The following is a 20,643-nucleotide window of genomic DNA, read 5'->3' as shown; positions in this document are numbered from 1 at the left end:
CACTGTCCGCCACATAGCCTGAATATAAAGAGGGGAGGCCAGGCTGTATGCAGCCTGTAGCCTCCCCGAGCGTTTCTGGACTAAGCATGAGAATACTGATCATTGGCCCCAGCTGGGTCGGCGACATGGTGATGGCGCAGACCCTGTTCCAGTGCCTGAAACAGCAGCACCCCGACTGCGTGATCGACGTGCTGGCGCCCGAGTGGAGCCGGCCGATCCTTGAACGCATGCCCGAAGTGCGTCAGGCCTTGAGCTTCCCGCTCGGCCACGGCGCGCTGGAACTGGCTACGCGTCGGCGCATCGGCAAGTCCCTGGCCGGCCAGTACGACCAGGCCATCCTGCTGCCCAACTCGTTGAAGTCGGCACTGGTGCCGTTCTTTGCCGGCATTCCCAAGCGCACCGGGTGGCGCGGTGAAATGCGTTTCGGCCTGCTCAACGACGTGCGCAAGCTGGACAAGGCCCGCTACCCGTTGATGATCGAACGTTTCATGGCCCTGGCCTACGCACCCGGTGCCGAGCTGCCGCAGCCGTATCCGCGGCCAAGCCTGCAGATCGAAGCGCAGAGCCGCGAAGCCGCCCTGGCCAAGTTCGGCCTGGCGTTGGACCGCCCGGTGCTGGCGCTGTGCCCGGGCGCCGAGTTCGGTGAGGCCAAGCGCTGGCCGAGCGAGCACTACGCCGCCGTGGCCGATGCGATGACCCGCCAGGGCTGGCAGGTGTGGCTGTTCGGCTCGAAGAACGACCACCCGGTCGGCGAGCAGATCCGCGACCGCCTGATACCGGGCCTGCGTGAAGAGTCGTACAACCTGGCGGGCGAAACCTCGCTGGCCGAGGCCATCGACCTGATGTCCTGCGCCGATGCCGTGGTGTCCAACGACTCTGGCCTGATGCACGTGGCGGCGGCGTTGAACCGCCCGCTGGTCGCGGTGTACGGTTCCACTTCGCCTGGCTTCACGCCGCCGCTGGCCGAACAGGTGGAAGTGGTGCGCACCGGCATCGAGTGCAGCCCGTGCTTTGACCGCACCTGCCGCTTCGGCCACTACAACTGCCTGCGCCTGCTGGAGCCGGGCAGAGTGATCGCCGCCCTGCACAGCCTGGGTGGTCCGAACCTGATCGATACCGTGGCCGAGGTCGACTAAGTGCGGGTACTGATCATCAAGACTTCGTCGCTGGGTGATGTGATCCACACCCTGCCGGCGCTGACCGACGCCGCCCATGCCATCCCGGGCATCCGTTTCGACTGGGTGGTGGAAGAAGGCTTTGCCGAGATCCCCAGCTGGCACCCGGCAGTCGACCAGGTCATCCCGGTGGCGATCCGCCGCTGGCGCAAGAATCTCTGGCAGACCCTCAAGAGCGGCGAATGGAAGGCGTTCAAGCAGCGCGTTCGCGAGCGCCAGTACGACCTGGTGATCGATGCCCAGGGCCTGGTCAAGTCGGCTTGGCTGACCCGCTACGTCAAGGCCCCTGTCGCCGGGCTGGACCGCTATTCGGCCCGTGAAGGCTGGGCCAGCCGGTTCTATGACCGGCCGCTGTCGGTCGCCGTTGGCCAGCATGCCGTGGAGCGAGTACGACAATTGTTCGCCATGGCCCTGGCCTATGACCTGCCGGAAGGCATCGGCCAGTACGGTCTCGACCTCGACCGCCTGCAATTGCCGCCGGCTGCGCCTTACGTGGTGTTTCTGCATGGCACCACCTGGGCGACCAAGCACTGGCCTGAAGCCTACTGGCGTGAACTGGCCGAGCGCATGGGCCGGCACAAGCTGCAGGTACGCCTGCCTTGGGGCAACCCCGCCGAAAAGGCCCGTGCCGAGCGCATTGCCCAGGGCTTGAACAACTGCCAGGTGCTCCCCAGATTGAACCTTGCCGGCGTCGCCCGTGTGCTGGCGGCGGCCAAGGCCTGTGTGGCGGTGGATACCGGCCTCGGCCACCTGGCTGCAGCGCTGGACGTACCGACCATTTCGCTGTTCGGCCCGACCAACCCAGGCCTGACCGGCGCCTACGGACGGACTCAGATTCACCAGGCCAGTGACTGGCCTTGCGCCCCCTGCCTGCAAAAGAAATGCACCTACAAACCGAGCGCCGACGACCTGCGCCGGTTCGATCTGAAACGCGAGTGGCCGCTGTGCTTCACTCGCCTGAATCCCGAGCATGTAGCGAGCCGCCTGAGCGCGCTGCTGCTGGCTGAGGATGTTCGTTGATGCAACTGGCTTTCGTGCTTTACAAATATTTCCCCTTCGGCGGGCTGCAGCGCGATTTCATGCGCATTGCCCTGGAATGCCAGAAGCGGGGCCACCAGATCCGCGTGTACACGCTGATCTGGGAGGGTGACATTCCGCCGGGCTTCGAGGTGTTGGTGGCGCCGGTCAAGGCGATCTTCAACCATCGCCGCAACGAGAAGCTCAGCGCCTGGATGGCCGCGGACCTGGCCAAGCGCCCGGTCGACCGCCTGATCGGTTTCAACAAGATGCCGGGGCTGGACGTCTACTACGCCGCCGACGGCTGCTTCGAGGACAAGGCGCAGACCCTGCGCGGCGGCCTGTACCGCCGCTGGGGCCGCTACCGGCATTTTGCCGAGTACGAACGTGCCGTGTTCGCCAAGGACGCGCGCACCGAAGTGCTGATGATTTCCGAAGTGCAGCAGCCGCTGTTCATCAAGCACTACGGCACCCCGGTGGAACGCTTCCACCTGCTGCCGCCAGGCATCTCCCAGGACCGCCGCGCGCCGGCCAACGCCGCCGAGATCCGCGCCGAGTTCCGCAAGGAATTCAACCTCGGCGATGACGACCTGCTGCTGGTGCAGATCGGCTCCGGCTTCAAGACCAAGGGCGTCGATCGGAGCCTCAAAGCCCTGGCCGCGCTGCCCTCGGCGCTGCGCAAACGCACCAGGCTGATGGTCATCGGCCAGGACGACCCCAAGGTGTTCCAGTTGCAGAGCGCCGCCTTGGGCTTGGGGGAGCAGGTGCAGTTCCTCAAGGGCCGCAGCGACATCCCGCGCTTCCTGCTGGGTGCCGACCTGCTGATCCACCCGGCCTACAACGAGAACACCGGCACGGTGCTGCTCGAAGCGCTGGTGGCCGGCTTGCCGGTGCTGGTGTCCAAGGTCTGCGGTTACGCTCACTACATCGCCGAGGCCGACAGCGGCCTGGTGCTGGACGAGCCGTTCGAGCAGGAGCAGCTCAATGCTTGCCTGCAGCGCATGCTTGAAGACGGGCAGGCCCGCGCCGGCTGGTCGCGCAACGGCCTGGCCTTTGCCGACAGTGCCGACCTGTACAGCATGCCGCAGCATGCTGCCGATGTGATTCTGGGACAGGAGAACGCATGAAGCTGATTTTGGCCGAACCCTTCAAGCATCTGTGGGCCGGGCGGGACGCCTTCGAGGCCGTGGAAGCGCTGCAAGGCGAGGTCTATCGCGAGCTGGAGGGCCGTCGCACGCTGCGTACCGAGGTCGATGGCGAGGGCTTCTTCGTCAAGATCCACCGTGGCATCGGCTGGGGCGAGATCTTCAAGAACCTGCTCACTGCCAAGTTGCCGGTACTCGGTGCCGGCCAGGAATGGCAGGCCATCCAGCGCCTGCATGAAGTGGGCGTGCCGACCATGACCGCGGTGGCCTATGGCGAGCGTGGCAGCAACCCGGCCAGCCAGCATTCGTTCATCGTCACCGAAGAGCTGGCGCCTACCATCAGCCTGGAAGATTTCAGCATCGACTGGGTCAGGCAGCCGCCCGAACCACGCCTGAAGCGTGCGCTGATCGCTGAAGTGGCAAAGATGACTGGCGGCATGCACCGCGCCGGGGTCAACCACCGAGACTGTTACATCTGCCACTTCCTGCTGCACACCGACCGGCCGGTGACGCCGGAAGACTTCAAACTGTCGGTCATCGACCTGCATCGCGCCCAGACCCGGGCGAAAATCAGCCGCCGCTGGCGCGACAAGGACCTGGCCGCGCTGTACTTCTCGGCGCTGGACATCGGCCTTACCCGGCGTGACAAGCTGCGTTTCCTGCGCGGTTACTTCCAGCGCCCGTTGCGGCAGATTCTGGCCGAGGAGGCCGCGCTGCTCGCCTGGCTCGAGCGCAAGGCGCAGAAACTCTACGATCGCAAGCAACGCTATGGGGATGCACTCTGATGGCGAGTTGGACACTGGCGCCAGGCTACGAACATCTGGCGTCGGACTTCGGCAGCCTCGATGCGGTCTTTGCCCTCAAGGGCGAACACCTCACGCGTGACCCGCTCAGCGAGGTTATCCGCGTCGAGCGTGACGGGGTCAACTACTACGTCAAGCGTTACACCGGCGCTGGCAAGCACATGCGCCGCTACCTGGGCCGGCCACGCATCAAGGCCGAATGGCAGAACCTCAAGCAGTTCGCCAAGTGGGAAATTCCCACTGCCGAGGTGGTGGCCTGGGGCCTGGAACGCAAGGGCCTGGCTTTTGGCCGGGGGGCGATGATCACCCGCGAGCTGCCGCGTACCGAAGACCTTTCGGCGCTGGCCGAGCGCAACGACCCACGCCTGGCCGACCGGGTCTGGGTCGACAAGCTGAGCCGTCAGCTGGCGCGCCACACCCGGGTGATGCATGAACACCGTTTTGCCCACAACGACCTGAAGTGGCGCAACCTGCTGGTCGACGACCTCGGTACGCTGTTCTTCATCGACTGCCCGACCGGCGACTTCTGGCGCGGCTTCATGTGGCGCCACCGCATGATCAAAGACCTGGCGTGCCTGGACAAGGTGGCTAAATATCATCTGTCGGCGACCCAGCGCCTGCGTTTCTATCTGCAGTACCGTGGGCGTCAGCGCCTGAATGTGCGCGACAAGCGGCGCATTCGCCAGGTGCTGAGCTTCTTCGAGGGAAGGGAATGACCGATTACCTGGCCAGCGCGGACCTCGCGTTGCTCAAACGCCATGGCTTGAACGATTTCGAAGCGCTGTGGGCGCTGCAGCTCGACGCCGTGGACGAACCCAACACCGGCCGCGGCGGCTGGAGCAGCGTCTATCGCCTGGAGCTGGAGGGCAAAGGCTATTACCTCAAGCGCCAGAGCGATTACCTGACCCGCACCTTGCACCGGCCGTTTGGCGAACCGACCTTCGCCCGCGAGTTCCGTAACATCAGCCGTTACCACAAACTGCACATCCCGGCCTTGCAGGCCGTGTTCTACGGCGAGCGCAAGCAGAACGGCAAGCACCGGGCAATCCTGATGACCCGTGCGCTGGACGAGTGGAGCGACCTCGAAGGTTTGCTGGCTCAGTGGCCACAGCTTGCCGATGACGCCCGGGCAGGGATCCTCAAGGCCTGCGGCCAGTTGGCGCGCACCCTGCACGGTGCAGGCCTGGTGCACGGCTGCTTCTATCCCAAGCACATCTTCCTGCGCCAACGGCGCGAAGGCTGGGAAGCGCAACTGATCGACCTGGAAAAGACCCGGCCGCTGCTGTTCGGCATGCGTGATCGCCTGCGCGACCTGGAGCCGCTGCTGCGACGTGCCGGGGCCTGGAGCGAGGCGGACGTGCGCCAGTTGTTGGCGGCCTACCTGCAGCAGCCTGGCGACAGCGCCCTGGTCGGCACTTGGCTGCAACGCCTGACGCAACGCCGTCGTGAAAAAGAGGCCCGCTGATGCGTTTGTCCGAACTCAAAGACGCCGGGCGCAGCCCGGCGCTGCCGTTGAGCATCACCCTGGCCGATGCCGCTGGCCCGGCTGACCTGCAATTGCTCAGCCTGCTGCGGGTGCTGCCCGGCCAGCGCTATGTCGGCGCTGGCATCTGGCGTGGCACCCCGGTGCTGGCCAAGCTGCTGGTCGGTGGCAATGCCGCGCGGCATTTCCAGCGCGAACTGGATGGCGTGAAGCTGTTGGCCAAAGAGGGCCTGACCACGCCGCAACTGCTGGCCGACGGCCTCAAGGAAGGCGAGGGTGGCTGGCTGCTGTTCGAATTCCTCGATGGCGCTGAAAGCCTGGCCGATGCCTGGGCGGCGGTGGAAAGCCTGCCGGTGCTGGCTGACGAGCAGCACCTGGTACTGGGCGAAGCCCTGACTGCCGTGGCGCACATGCATGCCCAGGGCCTGTGGCAAGAAGACCTGCACCTGGACAACCTGCTGCGCCACGGCGGCAAGCTCTACCTGATCGACGGCGCCGGCATCAAGGCCGAGACACCCGGCCAGCAGTTGTCGCGCCCGCGTGTGCTGGAAAATCTCGGGGTGTTCTTCGCCCAGTTGCCCAAGCGCCTGGAGCCGTTCATCGAAGAGCTGCTGGTGCACTACCTGCTGGCCAACGCCGAGCACGCGCTGCCGCTGGAAGCGCTGTTGAAGCAGGTGGACAAGGTGCGCAGCTGGCGGCAGAAGGATTACCTGGAGAAGGCTGGCCGCGAGTGCAGCCTGTTCAGTGTCGAGCGCAGCCTGTCAGGCCTGCGCGTGATCCGCCGCAACGAGGTGGAGGCCATGCTGCCGGTGCTCGAGCAGGCGGATGCACTGATCGACCAGGGCCACCTGTACAAGACCGGTGGTGCGGCCAGTGTGGCGCGTATCGAAGTGAACGGCCGCAAGCTAGTGCTCAAGCGCTACAACATCAAGAACACCGCCCATTGGTTCAAGCGCTTCTGGCGCCCGAGCCGGGCCTGGCATTCGTGGATAGAAGGGCATCGCCTGGAATTCCTCGACATCGCCACGCCGCGCCCGCTGGCGGTGCTGGAACAGCGGGTGATGGGCCTGCGCAGCCGCGCCTACCTGGTCACCGAATACATCGATGGCCCGGACCTCACCGCCTGCTTCGCGCCCTATGTGGACAACGGCGATGCCCCTGAAGAGCAGGTCGATGCGCTGGTACACGTGATGCAGCAGCTGATCCGCGAGCGCATAAGCCATGGCGATTTCAAAGGTCACAACCTGTTCTGGGACAAGGGCCAGTGGTCGCTGATCGACCTCGACGCCATGTGCCAGCACGCCACCCAGCTCAGTTTTGCCCCGGCCTACGCCCGTGACCGGGCGCGGCTGTTGCGTAACTGGCCGAGTGGCAGCGCGCTGCATCAACGACTGGACCGCCTGCTGCCGAGGCTGACCGAGTAAGACTCGGGCAGGGCCAGCCAGTCGCTGCTGCGTCCTGCCTGACGCACACGAATTCGCCACTGCCCGTCGCGCCAGCGCAGGATCGCCCAGGGTACTACTCCCGCTGTCTCGGCCTGGGCGATCGGTAGGTGGTAGCGGTCGGCAAGCAGGTGCCGGCGCAGGGGAAGCTGCCCTCCTTGGGTCTGCAGATACAGTTGCTCGTCGGCCTGGTGCAGGCCATCGATGGCTTCGAACGCTTCACCTTCAAGGGTTTCCGGCAGCCGGCACTCGGCGAGTAGCTGGGCCAGGTCGGGCACACCGTCGTACCACAGCACCGGCGAGTCAATGACCCAGTTGCCACTGGCCAGGCGTTTTACCGGCTGCTGCAGGTAGGCGTCTGGCTGTACCGGGTCGATTACCCGCCAGCGCTGGCCGTCGAAGGCCACCTTGTAGTAGCGCTGCTGGGCATCTTGGATGTAGTACTGGCTGAGCCCTTCGAACTCGGAGGCCTTTTCATAGACCCCTTCGGCGTAGATGCCGTCGATCCGGAAGCGCAGGTTATCCACCGTGGGCGTCACGCTGTAGCGCGAGGGCAATGGCAGCGGCGGTTGTGACGGCACGCCGCGCAGCACGCGCCGCATCAGGCCGGTGGCGGCCAGGCTGGTACCCGCATCGTTGGCATGGCTAAGGGCGTTGTAGGTGTGCTGCAGCACGCCATCAATGTCCTCTTGGCGATAGGCCTGCGCGCCACCCCAGATCTCGATCACCATTCGCCCCAGCGAGAGGGGGATGAACGCGCGGGCGGGCAGTGCCAGGCTGACCAGATCGAGCAGGCGCCAGGCCAGATCGATTCCTTGTTGCACATCGGCCTCTGCGGTGGTGCGGCTATTGGCGTCTGCGACGGCAATCAACCCGCGTGCCATGGACAGGTAATAGGCATGGAACAGGTCATCGTCAACGGCTGGCATGTGTAGCGCTGTACCGAGGCCACCCCTGATGAACAGGCGCCGGGCCTCTTCCCTGGGTAACTGTGGCAGGCGATCCAGCGTGTAATCCATAAGGCTGGTTTTCTGGCGCAGCAGGCGCAGCAGCGCGCGTGCGCTGGCCAGGCTGCGCCAGGCGCGTCGGTCAGGGGCATCGGGGGTATACAGGACGAACGAGCGTACGCCGGCCGTTTGGCTGTCGAGCAGCAGTACGCCCTGCACGGTATGGTTGTTGATCGTCAGTTGGTGCACGGTGACACGCACCCCGTCGACAGCTGGGCGCAGGGCATTGTGCGGGTAATCCAGCACCTTTCGCACCCAGCGGTAGTCGCGTTCCGAGTGGTCGCTGGCAAGGTGCCTGGCGTAACGTGCCTTGGCCAACTCGGCCTCCATGCGGGCACGGTTGACCTTGGCATGGGCGTTCAGCCGCCAGGCCCCCAGTGGAGCGTCGATCAGCTGTTTTTGCAGAAATTCGGTATAGCTGCCACCGACGCTGAGGCTTCTCACCAGGGCCTTCAGGTAGCTCGCAGTCAGTGCCGCTGGCAGCGGCTTGCCATGGCGGTGGGCGGCCCGTGCTGTCAGCCAGTAGTCATAGTCGAACCAGCTCACGTTACGCAGCGCCAGCTCATCCAATGGGTAGCTTTCCTTGATGGTTTCGATCAGTTCGCCACCGACTTTCTGTACGCCGCGCCAGGTGATGAAGCTGGAGGGGTGGAAGGGGTTGATATGTGGCCCGACCTGCCGGGTATGGACCACATGCACCAGGATGTCGCTGGCCGGGTAGGTCAGGCCGAGGTCGCTGCGCAAGCGTTCCTCGACTCTGTCCTTGGCCCAGTTGCGCAGGGTGTGCCTCTGGCGGAACTGGGCAAAGGTGAGTATGCCGGCAGTGGCGACGCTGTCGGCGGCTGCCACCAGCAGCTGCATGGTTTGCATGATATGGGTGAGCCCTTGCTCGCTGGCCGAGCGCAGCCAGTTGGGCAGGTTTTTTTCCAGTAGCAGTGAATAGCGGGTGTCGAGTAATGCTTGCTTGCCAGCCTCGTCTGTCAGGGCCATGGCCTTGCGCAACGCCTCGGCCGTGATCGGCAGGGTGGGCGTGTTCGTCCAGCTTTGCTGAAGGCGTTGACGCTGTGCCTCCAGCAGGCTGTCGACCTGCGCCTGGACCGGGTCGTCGGCGTACCATTCATAACGCAGGCGGTCGGCCAGGCAGGCGTTGCGCTCGCGCTGCGGATCGACCAGCAGGCGCAGAAGAGGCTTGCTCTGGATGGGATCATCAAGGCGCTCGCAGAGCTCCTGGTGCAACGCGGTGAGTGACGGGTAGGCCTCGATCCCTTGAGCGGTGCCGCACAGCAGTGCCGGCCCGGTGGCCTGTTGGCCGTCTAGCTGCTCGCCTTCCGGGCGGCCGGCCAGCACCACGAACATGCCGGGCAGTGCTGACCGCCAATGCGGGCGGTTGCGGCTGAGCACCGGGCGATAGACCTGGGCACGGCGTGCGAGTGGCTGGTGGTGGCGTTGCCAGGCCGCAGGCAGGTCCAGGCAACCGCGCAGCAGGTCGGCCTGCTCGGCAGCCAGTGTCTGGTCGCCCAGGCGCAGGTCAAGTTCGGCATGCATCAAAGCCCGGCGCAGGTCGGTGAGACGCATGCGCCGTGAGCGGCCCTGACTATCGGCATCGGCCCAGAATTGCGCCAGTCCGGCATGCAGTTGCTGGCGGGTCTGGGTGAGCGGGTCGGGGTTCGGCAAGGCGCTTAGCAGCGCCACGACTTGTTGGTCGAGAAACTCGATACGTTCCAGTGGCAGCATGGTGTACTCCATAAAAGTAGGCGCACACAAGCTGGCCATTGGCGCAGTGCAATGGGCGGTAACCGGTTATCGACCGCACAGTGCCCGCAGGCTGAGCACGGCCGGGATGCCCAGGCCCAGCCAGGCCAGGGCATCCCACGCGCCGTCACCGAGCAAGGCGGCGAACAGGCCGGCGGCGCCGAGCACGGCAATGCTGGCCGGCCAGGCGAAGACGCGCCGGGTGGCTTGCGACCTGTGGCTCATGCGCGCGTCTCCCGGGTCTTGCGCTGCTTGCCCCACCACAGGTACAGGCCGCTGCCGAGCACGATGAGGGTTAGCACATCGAGCACTGCCCAGAGGATCTGCATCGGTCGACCGCCGTAGTCGCCAAAGTGCAGCGGCTGCGACAACCCCATGGCGTCCATGTACCAGGGCCGCTCACCGACCGCCGTCACCTCGAGGGTGCGGGCGTCGATCAGCACCGGCGTGAAGAGGTGTGAGCTCAGGTGCGTGGCGCCATTCATGAACACTGCGTAATGGTGTTCGCTGGAGAAGCGCGTGCCGGGGAAGGCAATGAAGTCGGGGCGCATACCGGGTGCGGCCTGTTCGGCAATGTTCAGCAGGCGGGTGGCAGGTGCGCGATCAGTGAGTGTCGGGGCATCACGATAGGGTGCGACCATCGCGGCCAGGCTGTCGTTGCGCCAGGCAGCAATGACCAGGTCGGACAGGGCGCTGATCACGCCGGTCACGCCGACGGTGAGCGCCCAGGCCAGGGTGACCACGCCAATCAGGTTGTGCAGGTCGAGCCAGCGCAGGCGGCGGGACTTGTCGTGGCGCACGGTGGCGAAATCGAGACGGCGCATGAACGGCGCGTAGAGCACGGTGCCGGAGACGATCGCGACGACGAAAAGCACACCCATGAACGCCAGCAGCAGCTTGCCGGGGAGCCCGGCGAACATGTCCACGTGCAGGCGCAGCATGAGCATCATGAAGCCACCGTTGGCGGCGGGCATGGCCACGGCTTCGCCGGTGCGGGCGTCGAGCATGAAGGTGTGCGACGAGTTGGGTTCGGTGCCGGCAGTTGCGGCGGTGATCGCGAGTACGCCGTCGGGTTCGTCCTCGTCGAAGCCGAAGTACTGCACGACCTCGCCGGGGCGGTGCTGTTCGGCTTTGACGACCAGCTGTTGCAGGTCCAGATGCGGGGTGCCTGCCGGCATCTCGCGCAGTTGCGCAGCATCGCCGAGCAGTTGTTCGAGTTCGTGGTGGAAGATCAGCGGCAGGCCGGTGAGCGACAGCAACATCAGGAACAGGGTGCAGACCAGGCTGCTCCAGGTATGGATCACCGACCAGCGGCGGATGGTTGGGCTTTTCATCACGGTACCGATTTCTGTCTGTTGGACCGTGGGGCTGCTGCGCAGCCCTTTCGCGACACAAGGCCGCTCCCACAAGGAATAGATGATTTCCTGTGGGAGCGGCCTTGTGTCGCGAAAGGGGCGCAAAGCGCCCCCAGCTCACTCAGAACTTGTAGGAAGCACTGGCCACGACGCTGCGCTCGTCGCCGTAGTAGCAGTAGAAGCTGTCGCAGGTAGAGATGTAGTCCTTGTTGAACAGGTTGGTGGCGTTGACCGCCACCGACGCGCCCTTGAGGCTGGTGCTCAGGCGACCGAGGTCGTAGTGCACGGAGGCGTCGAACACGGTGTAGGCGTTGGCCTTGCCCAGGTAGGTGTTGGCCTGGTCGCCGTAGGTGTTGCCGGTGTAGCGCGCACCGCCGCCGATACCGAAGCCATCGAGCACGCCGCTGTGCCAGGTGTAGTCGGCCCACAGCGAGGCTTGCTGGTTGGGCATCAGCTGCAGGCGGTTGCCCTGGTACTGGCCATCCTGCACTTGCGACTTGGCCAGGGTGTAGGCGGCGGTCAGCTTGAGGTTTTCGGTGACATCGGAAACCGCTTCCAGCTCCAGGCCGTGGACTTTGACTTCGCCGGTCTGGCTAGTGATGGTTACCCCGCCGACGTTGTCGGTTACCGAGACGTTTTTCTGCGTCAGGTCATACACGGCTGCCGAGAGCAGGGTGCTGGAACCCGGTGGCTGGTACTTGACGCCCAGCTCCCATTGCTTGCCTTCGGTCGGTTTGAACGACTCGGAAGCGGACACTGCAGCGTTGCTGGACGGCTGGAACGACTCGGCATACGACAGGTACGGCACGAAGCCCGAGTCGAACACGTAGCTGATGGCCGCGTTGCCGCTGAATTTCTTGTCGCGCTGGGTGTTGGTGGCATCGCCTTTGTTGAGGAACTTGGTGCTGGTGTGCACCCAGTCTTCGCGACCGCCCAACGTCAGGCGCCAGTTGCCAAGGGCCATCTGGTCCTGGATGTAGACGCCGGTCTGATAGGTTTTCTGGTCGTAGTCGTAGAACGCCGTGGAGCGGTCCGGGCGAGTGATTGGCACTCCATAGACCGGGTTGTTTACGTTGCTGTCCGGCACGGAGCCGAAGATCGATAAGTAGTTGGTATTGACGCGCTGGTGGTCCAGGCCCAGCAGCAGGGTGTGGGTCACGTCGCCGGTGGCGAAGTCGGCCTGGAAGTTGTTGTCCACTGCAAACTGGCTGATGTCTTCATCGGTGTTGGTGGACATGCGGCTGACAGTACCATCGTCCTGCACCGGTGGTGTGGTCGGGTTATAGCTGCCGGGCGTGATGGTCTGGAACGCCAGGTCGGTCTTGGTGTAGCGCAGGTTCTGACGGAACTGCCAGACATCGTTGATGCGATGCTCGAAGGCGTAGCCCAGCGCGTAATAGGTACGGTCGTAGAACTCGTAGTCCGGGTCACCGAGGTTCTTGTGGTGGGAGACCTTGCCGAACGGCATATCGATTTTGGTGCCCTGGATCGGCCGGAACTGGCTGGTGGCGCCGGTATCGTCGCGGGTGAACTGGGTCAGCAGTGTCAGCGAAGTGTCTTCGTCGATGTTCCAGGTCAAGCTCGGGGCAATGTTGTAGCGCTTGTCGTCGATATGGTCGATCTGCGTGCCGCCATCGCGAACAACACCACTTACGCCGTAAAGGAATCGGCCCTCGTCATCAACCTTGCCGGTGCTGGCAAAGTTGATCTGGCGGTGGTTGTCGCTGCCGTACTGAAGTTCGATCTCGTGAGCGCTTTCAGCCTGGGGGCGGCGGCTGACCATGTCCAGCAGGCCGCCGGGCGGGGTCTGGCCATACAGCGAGGAAGCCGGGCCACGCAACAGCGCCAGGCGGTCGAGATTCCAGGTTTCGGCTTTCGGGTTGGCGTACACGCCGCGTGGCAGCGGCAGGCCGTCAAGGAACTGGGTTGGTTCGAAGCCGCGCACCCGCATCCAGTCGTAACGGGTGTCGCTGCCGAAGCTGGCGGAGACGATGCCCGGCATGTATTTCACGGCATCGTCGAGGCTGTGCACGCCACGGTCATTCATCTGCTGACGGGTGGCCACGGAGATCGACCGCGGCACTTCGACCAGCGCGGTGTCGGTCTTGGTTCCCGCTGCAGTGCGCTTGGCCAGGTAACCGTCGACCGGGCCCCAGGCGCTCTCGGACGCGCTGGCGGCATTCACGGTGGTCTCCGGCAGGGCCAGGGCGCCATCCGGCACGGCGACCAGGCTGTAGCTGCCCACGCTGCTTTGCTGCAATTGCAGGCCGGTGCCCTGCAGTGCGGCTTGCAGGGCGCCGAGGCCATTGTATTGGCCGTTGACCGGGGCCGAGGTCCGGCCGCTGACCAGCGCCGGGTCTATGGCCAGGGCGATGCCCGACTGGCTGGCGATCTGGTTCAGCGTAGTGGCCAGCGGCGCAGCGGGCAGGTTGTAGGCGCGTGGTGCCGACTGCTCGGCGGCGAACAGGGCGGTGCTGGACAAGGGCGCGGCCACGGCGATGGCCAGGGCCATCAGGCTGGGGCGCAGGATACGATCAACGGCACGGGACATGCAGCGGTTCCTCGACGGATAAGTGCTTACTGCTTCCTTGCCGAGCGAGATTGCGCAAGTGACAGGGGGAATCGGAAAAAAAGTGAGAATTATTTGAATCTGGCTTTCGCCTGCACTAACCCTTTCGCGGGCTCGCCCCACAGCGGGATCACAGTTTTCGAAGCTGTGATATTCCTGGGGGAGCGGGCGAGCCCGCGAAGGGATAGAAACTCATCTACTTGGGAACGACGGTCACCCACCACGGCGTATGCCGCTCGATCTTCACCGGCAGCGCCGGCACCAGCGAAGCCAGGGCCAGGTCGGTGTTGGTCAGCGGGAAGCTGCCGGTCACGCGCAGGTCGGCCACTTCATCGGCTACGCCCAGGTGACCGCTGCGGTAGCGGCCCAGCTGTTTCAGCAGGTCGGCCAGGCGCATGTTGTCGACCACCAGCATGCCGCGGGTCCAGGCATCGGCCCCGGCTGGCACCGGGCCTATCTGGCCGAGGCCGTTGGTGTTCATCAGTACTTGCTGGCCTTCGTGCAGGACCAGTTCGTCGCCGCTGTTGTGCGGCATGGCGGCTACTGACGACTGCAAGACTTCAAGGCGCGTGCCGTGGTCTTCGCGGCGCACCTGGAAGCGCGTGCCCAGCGGGCGCAGGCGGCCATCGTCGGTACGTACCAGTAACGGCCGAGGATCGTCGTGGCCGGTTTCCACCGAAATTTCGCCTTGGTGCAGCACCAGCACGCGCTGGTCGCCGTCGTAGTCGATATCCACGGCGGTGTGGCTATTGAGGCTCAGCAACGTGCCGTCGGTCAGGCGCAGGGTCCGCAGTTCACCGGTGGCGGTGCGCTGATCAGCGAGCCAGTAACTGGGTGCCAGCGACGGTGCGCCGACGCCGGCCAGCAGGGCACCTAGCAGGAACAGACCGGCCAGCCCCCCGCCGGCCTTGCCTATCCGGCGGCGCAGGCTGGCGCGCGATTGCAGCAGGGCCTGGCGAGCCGGGCCGGCAGCGGCGCTGACGCGCTGGTCGAGAGCGCCGAGCTGGCGCCAGGCACGGGCATGTTCTTCGCTGGCGGCATGCCAGCGGATGAACTCGTTGCGCTGGTCAGGCGTGCCGCTGCCATCGTCCAGGCTCATTTTCCAGGCGATGGCGGCCTCCAGCACGCGCGACGAAACCGGTGTGTTGTTCACCTGGGTTCCCCATACAGGGCCACGTAGCACTGGCGCATGCCCTGGGCGATGTACTGGCGCACGCGCGACACCGAAACGCCCAGGCGTTCGGCGATTTCGGCGTGGCCCATGCCATCCAGGCGGTTGTGCAGGAAGGCTGCACGGGCCTTGCTCGACAACTTGCCGAGCAGGCGGTCGATGGCCTTGAGGTCTTCGAGGATCAGCTGCTGGGTTTCCGGGGACGGGTGTTGTGCTTCGGGCATCGACGCAAGCTCCGCGAGGTAGGCCTGCTCCAGCGCCGCACGGCGGAAGTGGTCGAACATCAGGCCCTTGGCCACGGCGGCAAGGAAGGCGCGCGGTTCGCGCGGGGTGTCCAGCTGGTCGCGGCCGAGCAGGCGCACGAAAGTGTCCTGGCTCAGGTCTTCGGCGCGCTGGCGGCAGGCCATGTTGCGCTGCAGCCAGGCAAGCAGCCAGCCGCGATGGTCGCGGTACAGCGAGCCGACCAGTTCTGCGTGTGGGCGGTGGGCAGCAGACATGCAGCGTCCCCCGGAACGAATGCATTAACTAACGATAATTATTCGCGATTGTTACAGAGGCGGGGGGTGGGGTGCAATGGACGCTTATCGGATTGCCATCATTCAAGTCATGTTGCCTGTGCCGGCCCTTACGCGGGTAAACCCGCCCCGCGAAAGGGTCGGCAAAGCCACTGCATGATCAAAGACCGTGATGATGCGCTTTGCGCCGGCGCCAGCTGGCCAGCCGCTGCTCCAACTGCAACGGGCTGTCGAGCTGCTGGCGGCGGGCCTGGCTGAACAGGATCAGCGCCAGCTCCGCCGTGACCTGCGCATCGGCGCTGGCATGGTGACGCTCATCCACCTGCAGGCCGAAGCGCGCCACCCAGTCGTCCAGCCCGGCTTCGCGCAATACGGTGTCGGGGTTGAGCATCGGCGCCAGTTCCGCAACGTCGAGGAAAGGCAACTGCAAGCGATAACCGAGGCTTTCTTTCAAGGCCCTGGCAAGCATGCGCTGGTCGAACGGCGCATGGAACGCCAGCACCGGGCTGTCGCCCACGAACTCGAGCAGGTCGAGCAATGCCTCGGCCGGGTCGCAACCAGCCGCCAGGGCGCTCGGCCCGAGGCCGTGGATCAGCACGCTGGCGTTGGTTTTCTGCTCAGGGCGGTGCAGGGTGCGTTCGAATTGCTGGGCGAAATCGATGGCCCCGTCTTCGATAGCCACCGCGCCGATCGACAGCACAAGGTCGCGATGGGGGTTCAGGCCGCTGGTTTCCAGGTCAAGCACGACCCAGCGCTGCTCGCGCAACGAGCACACCCCCAACGGCCGTGCCTTGGGCAGCCGGGCCAAGCGCTGGCGCAAGGCGTCGTCCACCAGTGGGGCCGCGGGGCGCAGCCAGGCGAACAGGCTCACAACTGATACCGCAGCGCCAGGCTGCTCTGCAGGCGCTGGGCCTGGCGCAGGGATTCGCGCAGGATGCGCCGGTCCAGATGGTTGAGGCTGTCTGGATCGAGGCGGTTGGAGTAGGGCAGGTTGTCGCGAGTCTGGCGCTGGTGCTGCTGCATGCGGGTTTGCTGGATGAAGTGGTAGGCCTCTTCATAAGCTGCGCCGTCGAGCGCTTCGATGACCCCTTTGTCGACCAGCTGACGCAGGCGCTCGAGGGTGTTGCAAGCACCAATGCCATTGGCCAGGGCCAGCAGACGGGCACCGTCGACGAAGGGGGTCAGGCCCTGGACCTTGAGGTCGAGGGTGGCGGCCTTGTCGTTGCCCTGGCGGGTCAGCACGAATTCGCGCAGGCGGCCCACTGGTGGACGCTGGCGCAGCGCGTTTTCGGCAAGCATGCGCTGGAAGATGCGGTTGTCCGCCACCTGCTCGAGCAGCTGCCGACGCAGCTGTTCACAGCCCTGTTCATCGCCCCAGACCACGCGCAGGTCGAAGTAGATGCTCGAACCCAGCAGGTTCTCTGGGCTGGCTTCGCGCACAAAACCGGCAAAGCGCCGCGCCCACTGGGCACGTGACAGGCACAACTCGGGGTTGCCGGCCATGACGTTGCCCTTGCACAGGGTGAAACCGCACTGGGCCAGGCACTGGTTGATGTACTGCGCCAAGGGCAGCAAGCGTGCACGAATGATTTCGGCTTGGGCGTCGTCGGCGGCCTCGAAGAGGATGCCATTGTCCTGGTCGGTATGCAGGGTCTGCTCGCGGCGCCCTTCGCTGCCGAAGCACAGCCAGCTGAACGGCACGCCGGGGTCGCCGCGTTCGGCTATGGCCAGCTCGATCACCCGGCATACCGTGTGGTCGTTGAGCAGCGTGATGATCTGGGTGATCTGGGTCGAGGAGGCGCCATGAGCGAGCATGCGCTCGACCAGCTGGCCGATCTCACCGCGCATTTGTACCAGTGAATCAAGGCGTGGCGCGTGGCGGATGGTACGCGCCAGGTGTACCAGGTCGACCCGCTGCAACGAAAACAGGTCACGCTCGGAAACCACGCCACACAGCCGCTGGTTATCCACCAGGCAGACATGGGCGATGTGCCGTTCGGTCATCGCCATGGCGGCATCGAAGGCGCTGGCCTGGGGGCTGAGGTAAAAGGGCCTCGCTGTCATGTGCTGTTCGATCGGTGCAGCGAGCTCGGCATCGGCGGCGGCCACCACCTGGCGCAAGTCGCGAAGGGTGAAGATGCCGATCGGGTAGCGCTGCGGGTCGACCACGACGATGCTGCCCACCTGCTGTTCGTGCATCAGCCGTACCGCCTCGCGCAGCGGTGTATCCGGCGCGCAGACCACCGGGTGTCGCATGGCCAGTTCGCCCAGCGGGGTATTCAACGAGTACTGGGTGCCGAGGGTTTCCACCGCACGTTGGCGTACTTGCTGGTTGACTTGGTCGAGCAGGCTGCTGACACCGCGCAGTGCAAAGTCTCGAAACACGTCCGACATCGAGAACACGCGGATGAACGCGGCCTTGTTCAACTGCAGGCAGAAGGTGTCTTCACCCGCCAGGTGTTCGGTGCGCGTGGCACGCTCGCCAAGCAGCGCCGCCAGCGGGAAGCACTCGCCGCCAGTGATCTCGAAGGTGGTTTCCACCCCGGGCTTGACCAGGTGCTGGCGCTCGCCGACCACACGGCCTTGCTTGACGATGTAAAAGTGCTCGACGGGGCCATCCGTGGGTTTGATGATGCTTTCGCCGCTGGCATAGAAGCGCAACTGGCATTGTTCCACCAGAAAGGCCAGGTGGCTCTGCTCCATCTGGTTGAACGGCGGGAAACGCTGCAGGAACTGCAGGGTGCCCTGGATGTTCTGCAGTACTGCCGTTCTACCCGCCTGACTGTAGACGTCCTTTTTGCTCATGACACTGACCGTATCGCTACGCCGAACTATATATATCTATATATAGGTGCCGGCCTTGTTGTTCTCGGCCCCCATGGTCGGCTGGCAGCGGGGTGGTGCCCATTGGACGTAAGTCTAGTGAAGCATGACTGTCAAAGCGCCGACGAAAGGTGAGCCGATTTACGTAGCTTTCGTGGTCATAACCCTTGAGCGGGATTTTTTTGACGAGATGAACATGGCTGAGCATGACGACATCCTGAGTGACGCCGAACGCGAGGCCCTGGCCGTGCTCAGTGCGCCCATTGCGCACAGCCCGGTGGTGTTGATCGTCGATGACGACCCGGTCAACAGCGATGCGCTGAAGTGGTACCTGAAAAGCTGGGGTATCGAATGCATGACCGCTGACGGCGTTGAGGAAGCGATGTTCAAGCTGCATTACGAGCCGCGCATTGCGCTGTTGATCACCGATCTGCGGATGCAGCCCTGCAATGGCCTGGACCTGATACGGCAGATCCGCGAATCGGAACGGGCAGCATTGTCGATCATCGTGGTGTCGGGCGACACCGATGTGGAGGAGGCGGTGGACGTGATGCACCTGGGGGTGGTGGATTTTCTGCTGAAGCCGGTGGATCTGGAGAAACTGCTGGGGTTGGTGAAGAAAGAACTGAAGATCGAGTAGTGCAGGGCTGGGGCTGCTTTGCAGCCCTTTCCGACCGGTCCGGCGCCCCGGTCGGAAAGGGGCGCAAAGCGGCCCCATGCGGTTTAAAGCCCGTTACGCGCCTTGAATTCGCGACGGCGGCGGTGCAGCACTGGCTCGGTGTAGCCGTTCGGCTGCTTGGCACCTTCGATGACCAGCTCGATCGCCGCCTGGAACGCGATGTTGTCGTCGAAATTCGGCGCCATCGGGCGGTACAGGGCGTCGCCAGCGTTTTGCTTGTCGACCACTGCAGCCATGCGCTTGAGGCTTTCCAGCACCTGCTCCTGGCTGACCACGCCATGGCGCAGCCAGTTGGCCAGCAGCTGGGCCGAGATGCGCAGGGTGGCGCGGTCTTCCATCAGGCCGACATCGTTGATGTCCGGTACCTTCGAGCAACCTACGCCCTGATCGATCCAGCGCACGACATAGCCGAGGATGCCCTGGGCGTTGTTGTCCAGCTCGTTGCGGATCTCTTCAGCCGACCAGTTGGTGTCGGCCGCCAGCGGGATGGTCAGGATGTCGTCGACCGAAGCCGGGGTGCGCAAAGCCAGCTCGCGCTGACGCGCCTGCACGTCGACCTTGTGGTAATGCAGAGCGTGCAGGGTGGCGGCGGTTGGCGACGGTACCCAGGCGGTGTTGGCGCCGGCCAGGGGGTGAGCGATCTTCTGCTCGAGCATGGCGGCCATCAGGTCAGGCATCGCCCACATGCCCTTGCCGATCTGCGCACGGCCTTGCAGGCCAGTGGCCAGGCCGACGTCGACGTTGTTGTTCTCGTAGGCGCCGATCCACTTCTCGTTCTTCATGGCGCCCTTGCGCACCACTGCGCCGGCTTCCATCGAGGTGTGGATTTCATCACCGGTACGGTCGAGGAAGCCGGTGTTGATGAACACCACGCGCTCGGCGGCCGCCTTGATGCAGGACTTCAGGTTGACCGTGGTACGGCGTTCCTCGTCCATGATGCCGACCTTCACGGTATTGCGCTTCATGCCCAGCAGGTCTTCTACGCGGCTGAAGATCTCGGCGGCGAAGGCGACTTCTTCCGGGCCGTGCATCTTCGGCTTGACGATGTACACGCTGCCGGTGCGGGTGTTTTTGCGGCTGGTGTTGCCGTTGAGGTTGTGCAGGGCGATCAGGTTGGTGAACAGGCCGTCCTGGATGCCTTCAGGGATTTCGTTGCCCTGAGCATCGAGGATCGCCGGGTTGGTCATCAGGTGACCGACGTTGCGCACGAACAGCAGCGAACGGCCGTGCAGGGTTACGCTGCCGCCATTGGGCGCGGCGTATTCGCGGTCCGGGTTCATGGTACGGGTGAAGGTCTTGCCGCCTTTGCTCACGTTTTCGGCCAGGTCGCCCTTCATCAGGCCCAGCCAGTTGCGGTAGACGATGACTTTGTCATCGGCATCGACGGCGGCGACCGAGTCTTCGCAGTCCATGATGGTGGTCAGTGCCGATTCCATCAGGATGTCTTTGACGCCAGCGGCATCGGTGCTGCCGACTGGCGTGCTGGCGTCGACCTGGATTTCGAAGTGCAGGCCGTTGTGCTTGAGCAGCACAGCGGTCGGTGCCTTGGCATCGCCATGGAAGCCGATCAGCTGGGCGTCGTCACGCAGGCCGCTGTTGCTGCCGCCTTTCAGGGCAACGACAAGCTTGCCGCCTTCGATGCGGTAGCCGGTGGAGTCGACGTGCGAACCGGCAGCCAGTGGCGCGGCTTCGTCGAGGAAGGCGCGG

Annotated in this window: 17 protein-coding genes; 8 read left to right on the top strand and 9 right to left on the bottom strand. The window is 64.7% G+C overall.

The genetic code is table 11. The features are described 5' to 3' along the window. Positions 1–86 precede the first annotated feature (86 nt). The 7 genes from waaF to APH33_RS15620 are packed head-to-tail and all read left to right on the top strand — an operon-like array spanning position 87 to position 7,047. A complete protein-coding gene (gene waaF / locus APH33_RS15650; protein WP_054886016.1) occupies positions 87–1,136 on the top strand; it encodes a lipopolysaccharide heptosyltransferase II in 1,050 nt (349 codons plus the stop codon). Next, positions 1,137–2,195: a lipopolysaccharide heptosyltransferase I gene (waaC, locus tag APH33_RS15645; RefSeq protein ID WP_054886015.1), complete on the top strand. Its 1,059-nt coding sequence runs from the start codon at positions 1,137–1,139 to the stop codon at positions 2,193–2,195. Continuing rightward, the gene (locus tag APH33_RS15640; RefSeq protein WP_054886014.1) at positions 2,195–3,319 is read left to right on the top strand and encodes a glycosyltransferase family 4 protein; all 1,125 of its coding nucleotides are present in this window, start codon (positions 2,195–2,197) and stop codon (positions 3,317–3,319) included. Before waaC ends, APH33_RS15640 begins: the two co-directional genes overlap by 1 nt. After that, positions 3,316–4,122: a lipopolysaccharide core heptose(I) kinase RfaP gene (gene rfaP / locus APH33_RS15635; RefSeq protein WP_054886013.1), complete on the top strand. Its 807-nt coding sequence runs from the start codon at positions 3,316–3,318 to the stop codon at positions 4,120–4,122. The genes APH33_RS15640 and rfaP overlap by 4 nt, the downstream gene beginning before the upstream one ends. Then, positions 4,122–4,856, top strand: a complete 735-nt coding sequence (locus APH33_RS15630; protein WP_054886012.1) for a lipopolysaccharide kinase InaA family protein — start codon at positions 4,122–4,124, stop codon at positions 4,854–4,856. The genes rfaP and APH33_RS15630 overlap by 1 nt, the downstream gene beginning before the upstream one ends. Further along, positions 4,853–5,605 (top strand): lipopolysaccharide kinase InaA family protein, encoded by a 753-nt coding sequence (locus APH33_RS15625; protein ID WP_054886011.1) that lies wholly within the window; start codon positions 4,853–4,855, stop codon positions 5,603–5,605. Before APH33_RS15630 ends, APH33_RS15625 begins: the two co-directional genes overlap by 4 nt. Continuing rightward, complete coding sequence (locus tag APH33_RS15620; RefSeq protein WP_054886010.1) at positions 5,605–7,047, top strand: lipopolysaccharide kinase InaA family protein; 1,443 nt, start codon at positions 5,605–5,607, stop codon at positions 7,045–7,047. The genes APH33_RS15625 and APH33_RS15620 overlap by 1 nt, the downstream gene beginning before the upstream one ends. Here APH33_RS15620 and APH33_RS15615 read toward each other — a convergent pair. The 8 genes from APH33_RS15615 to APH33_RS15585 all read right to left on the bottom strand — a co-directional run bounded on the left by APH33_RS15615 (position 7,008) and on the right by APH33_RS15585 (position 18,239). Further along, positions 7,008–9,806, bottom strand: coding sequence for a dermonecrotic toxin domain-containing protein (locus APH33_RS15615; protein ID WP_054886009.1), 2,799 nt, complete (start codon positions 9,804–9,806; stop codon positions 7,008–7,010). The genes APH33_RS15620 and APH33_RS15615 overlap by 40 nt on opposite strands. A gap of 66 nt (positions 9,807–9,872) precedes the next feature. Then, positions 9,873–10,049, bottom strand: coding sequence for a hypothetical protein (locus APH33_RS27425; protein WP_177332403.1), 177 nt, complete (start codon positions 10,047–10,049; stop codon positions 9,873–9,875). Further along, positions 10,046–11,158: a PepSY domain-containing protein gene (locus APH33_RS15610; RefSeq protein WP_054886008.1), complete on the bottom strand. Its 1,113-nt coding sequence runs from the start codon at positions 11,156–11,158 to the stop codon at positions 10,046–10,048. Before APH33_RS15610 ends, APH33_RS27425 begins: the two co-directional genes overlap by 4 nt. A 142-nt stretch (positions 11,159–11,300) precedes the next feature. Continuing rightward, positions 11,301–13,730 carry a TonB-dependent siderophore receptor gene (locus APH33_RS15605; RefSeq protein WP_054886007.1) on the bottom strand — a complete coding sequence of 810 codons (2,430 nt, stop codon included), beginning with the start codon at positions 13,728–13,730 and terminating at the stop codon, positions 11,301–11,303. Positions 13,731–13,944: 214 nt separating this feature from the next. Next, positions 13,945–14,901, bottom strand: a complete 957-nt coding sequence (locus APH33_RS15600) for a FecR domain-containing protein (protein WP_054886006.1) — start codon at positions 14,899–14,901, stop codon at positions 13,945–13,947. Next, positions 14,898–15,416, bottom strand: a complete 519-nt coding sequence (locus tag APH33_RS15595) for an RNA polymerase sigma factor (RefSeq protein WP_054886005.1) — start codon at positions 15,414–15,416, stop codon at positions 14,898–14,900. Before APH33_RS15595 ends, APH33_RS15600 begins: the two co-directional genes overlap by 4 nt. A 178-nt stretch (positions 15,417–15,594) precedes the next feature. Beyond that, on the bottom strand, positions 15,595–16,305 hold the full coding sequence (locus APH33_RS15590; RefSeq protein WP_054886004.1) for a PolC-type DNA polymerase III: 711 nt from the start codon (positions 16,303–16,305) through the stop codon (positions 15,595–15,597). Continuing rightward, positions 16,302–18,239, bottom strand: a complete 1,938-nt coding sequence (locus APH33_RS15585) for a putative nucleotidyltransferase substrate binding domain-containing protein (protein ID WP_054886003.1) — start codon at positions 18,237–18,239, stop codon at positions 16,302–16,304. Before APH33_RS15585 ends, APH33_RS15590 begins: the two co-directional genes overlap by 4 nt. A 214-nt stretch (positions 18,240–18,453) precedes the next feature. Between APH33_RS15585 and APH33_RS15580 the strand changes: the two genes are divergently transcribed. Continuing rightward, positions 18,454–18,897, top strand: a complete 444-nt coding sequence (locus APH33_RS15580; RefSeq protein WP_054886046.1) for a response regulator — start codon at positions 18,454–18,456, stop codon at positions 18,895–18,897. Between the two features lie 83 nt (positions 18,898–18,980). Here the strand turns inward: APH33_RS15580 and APH33_RS15575 are convergent. Then, the coding region (locus tag APH33_RS15575; protein WP_054886002.1) for a malate synthase G at positions 18,981–20,643 on the bottom strand (1,663 nt) is incomplete at its 5' end.

The sequence above is a fragment of the Pseudomonas sp. NBRC 111130 genome (genome assembly GCF_001320485.1).
Taxonomy (GTDB): Bacteria; Pseudomonadota; Gammaproteobacteria; order Pseudomonadales; family Pseudomonadaceae; genus Aquipseudomonas; species Aquipseudomonas vlassakiae.
This window is presented reverse-complemented; position numbering and strand designations above follow the sequence as displayed.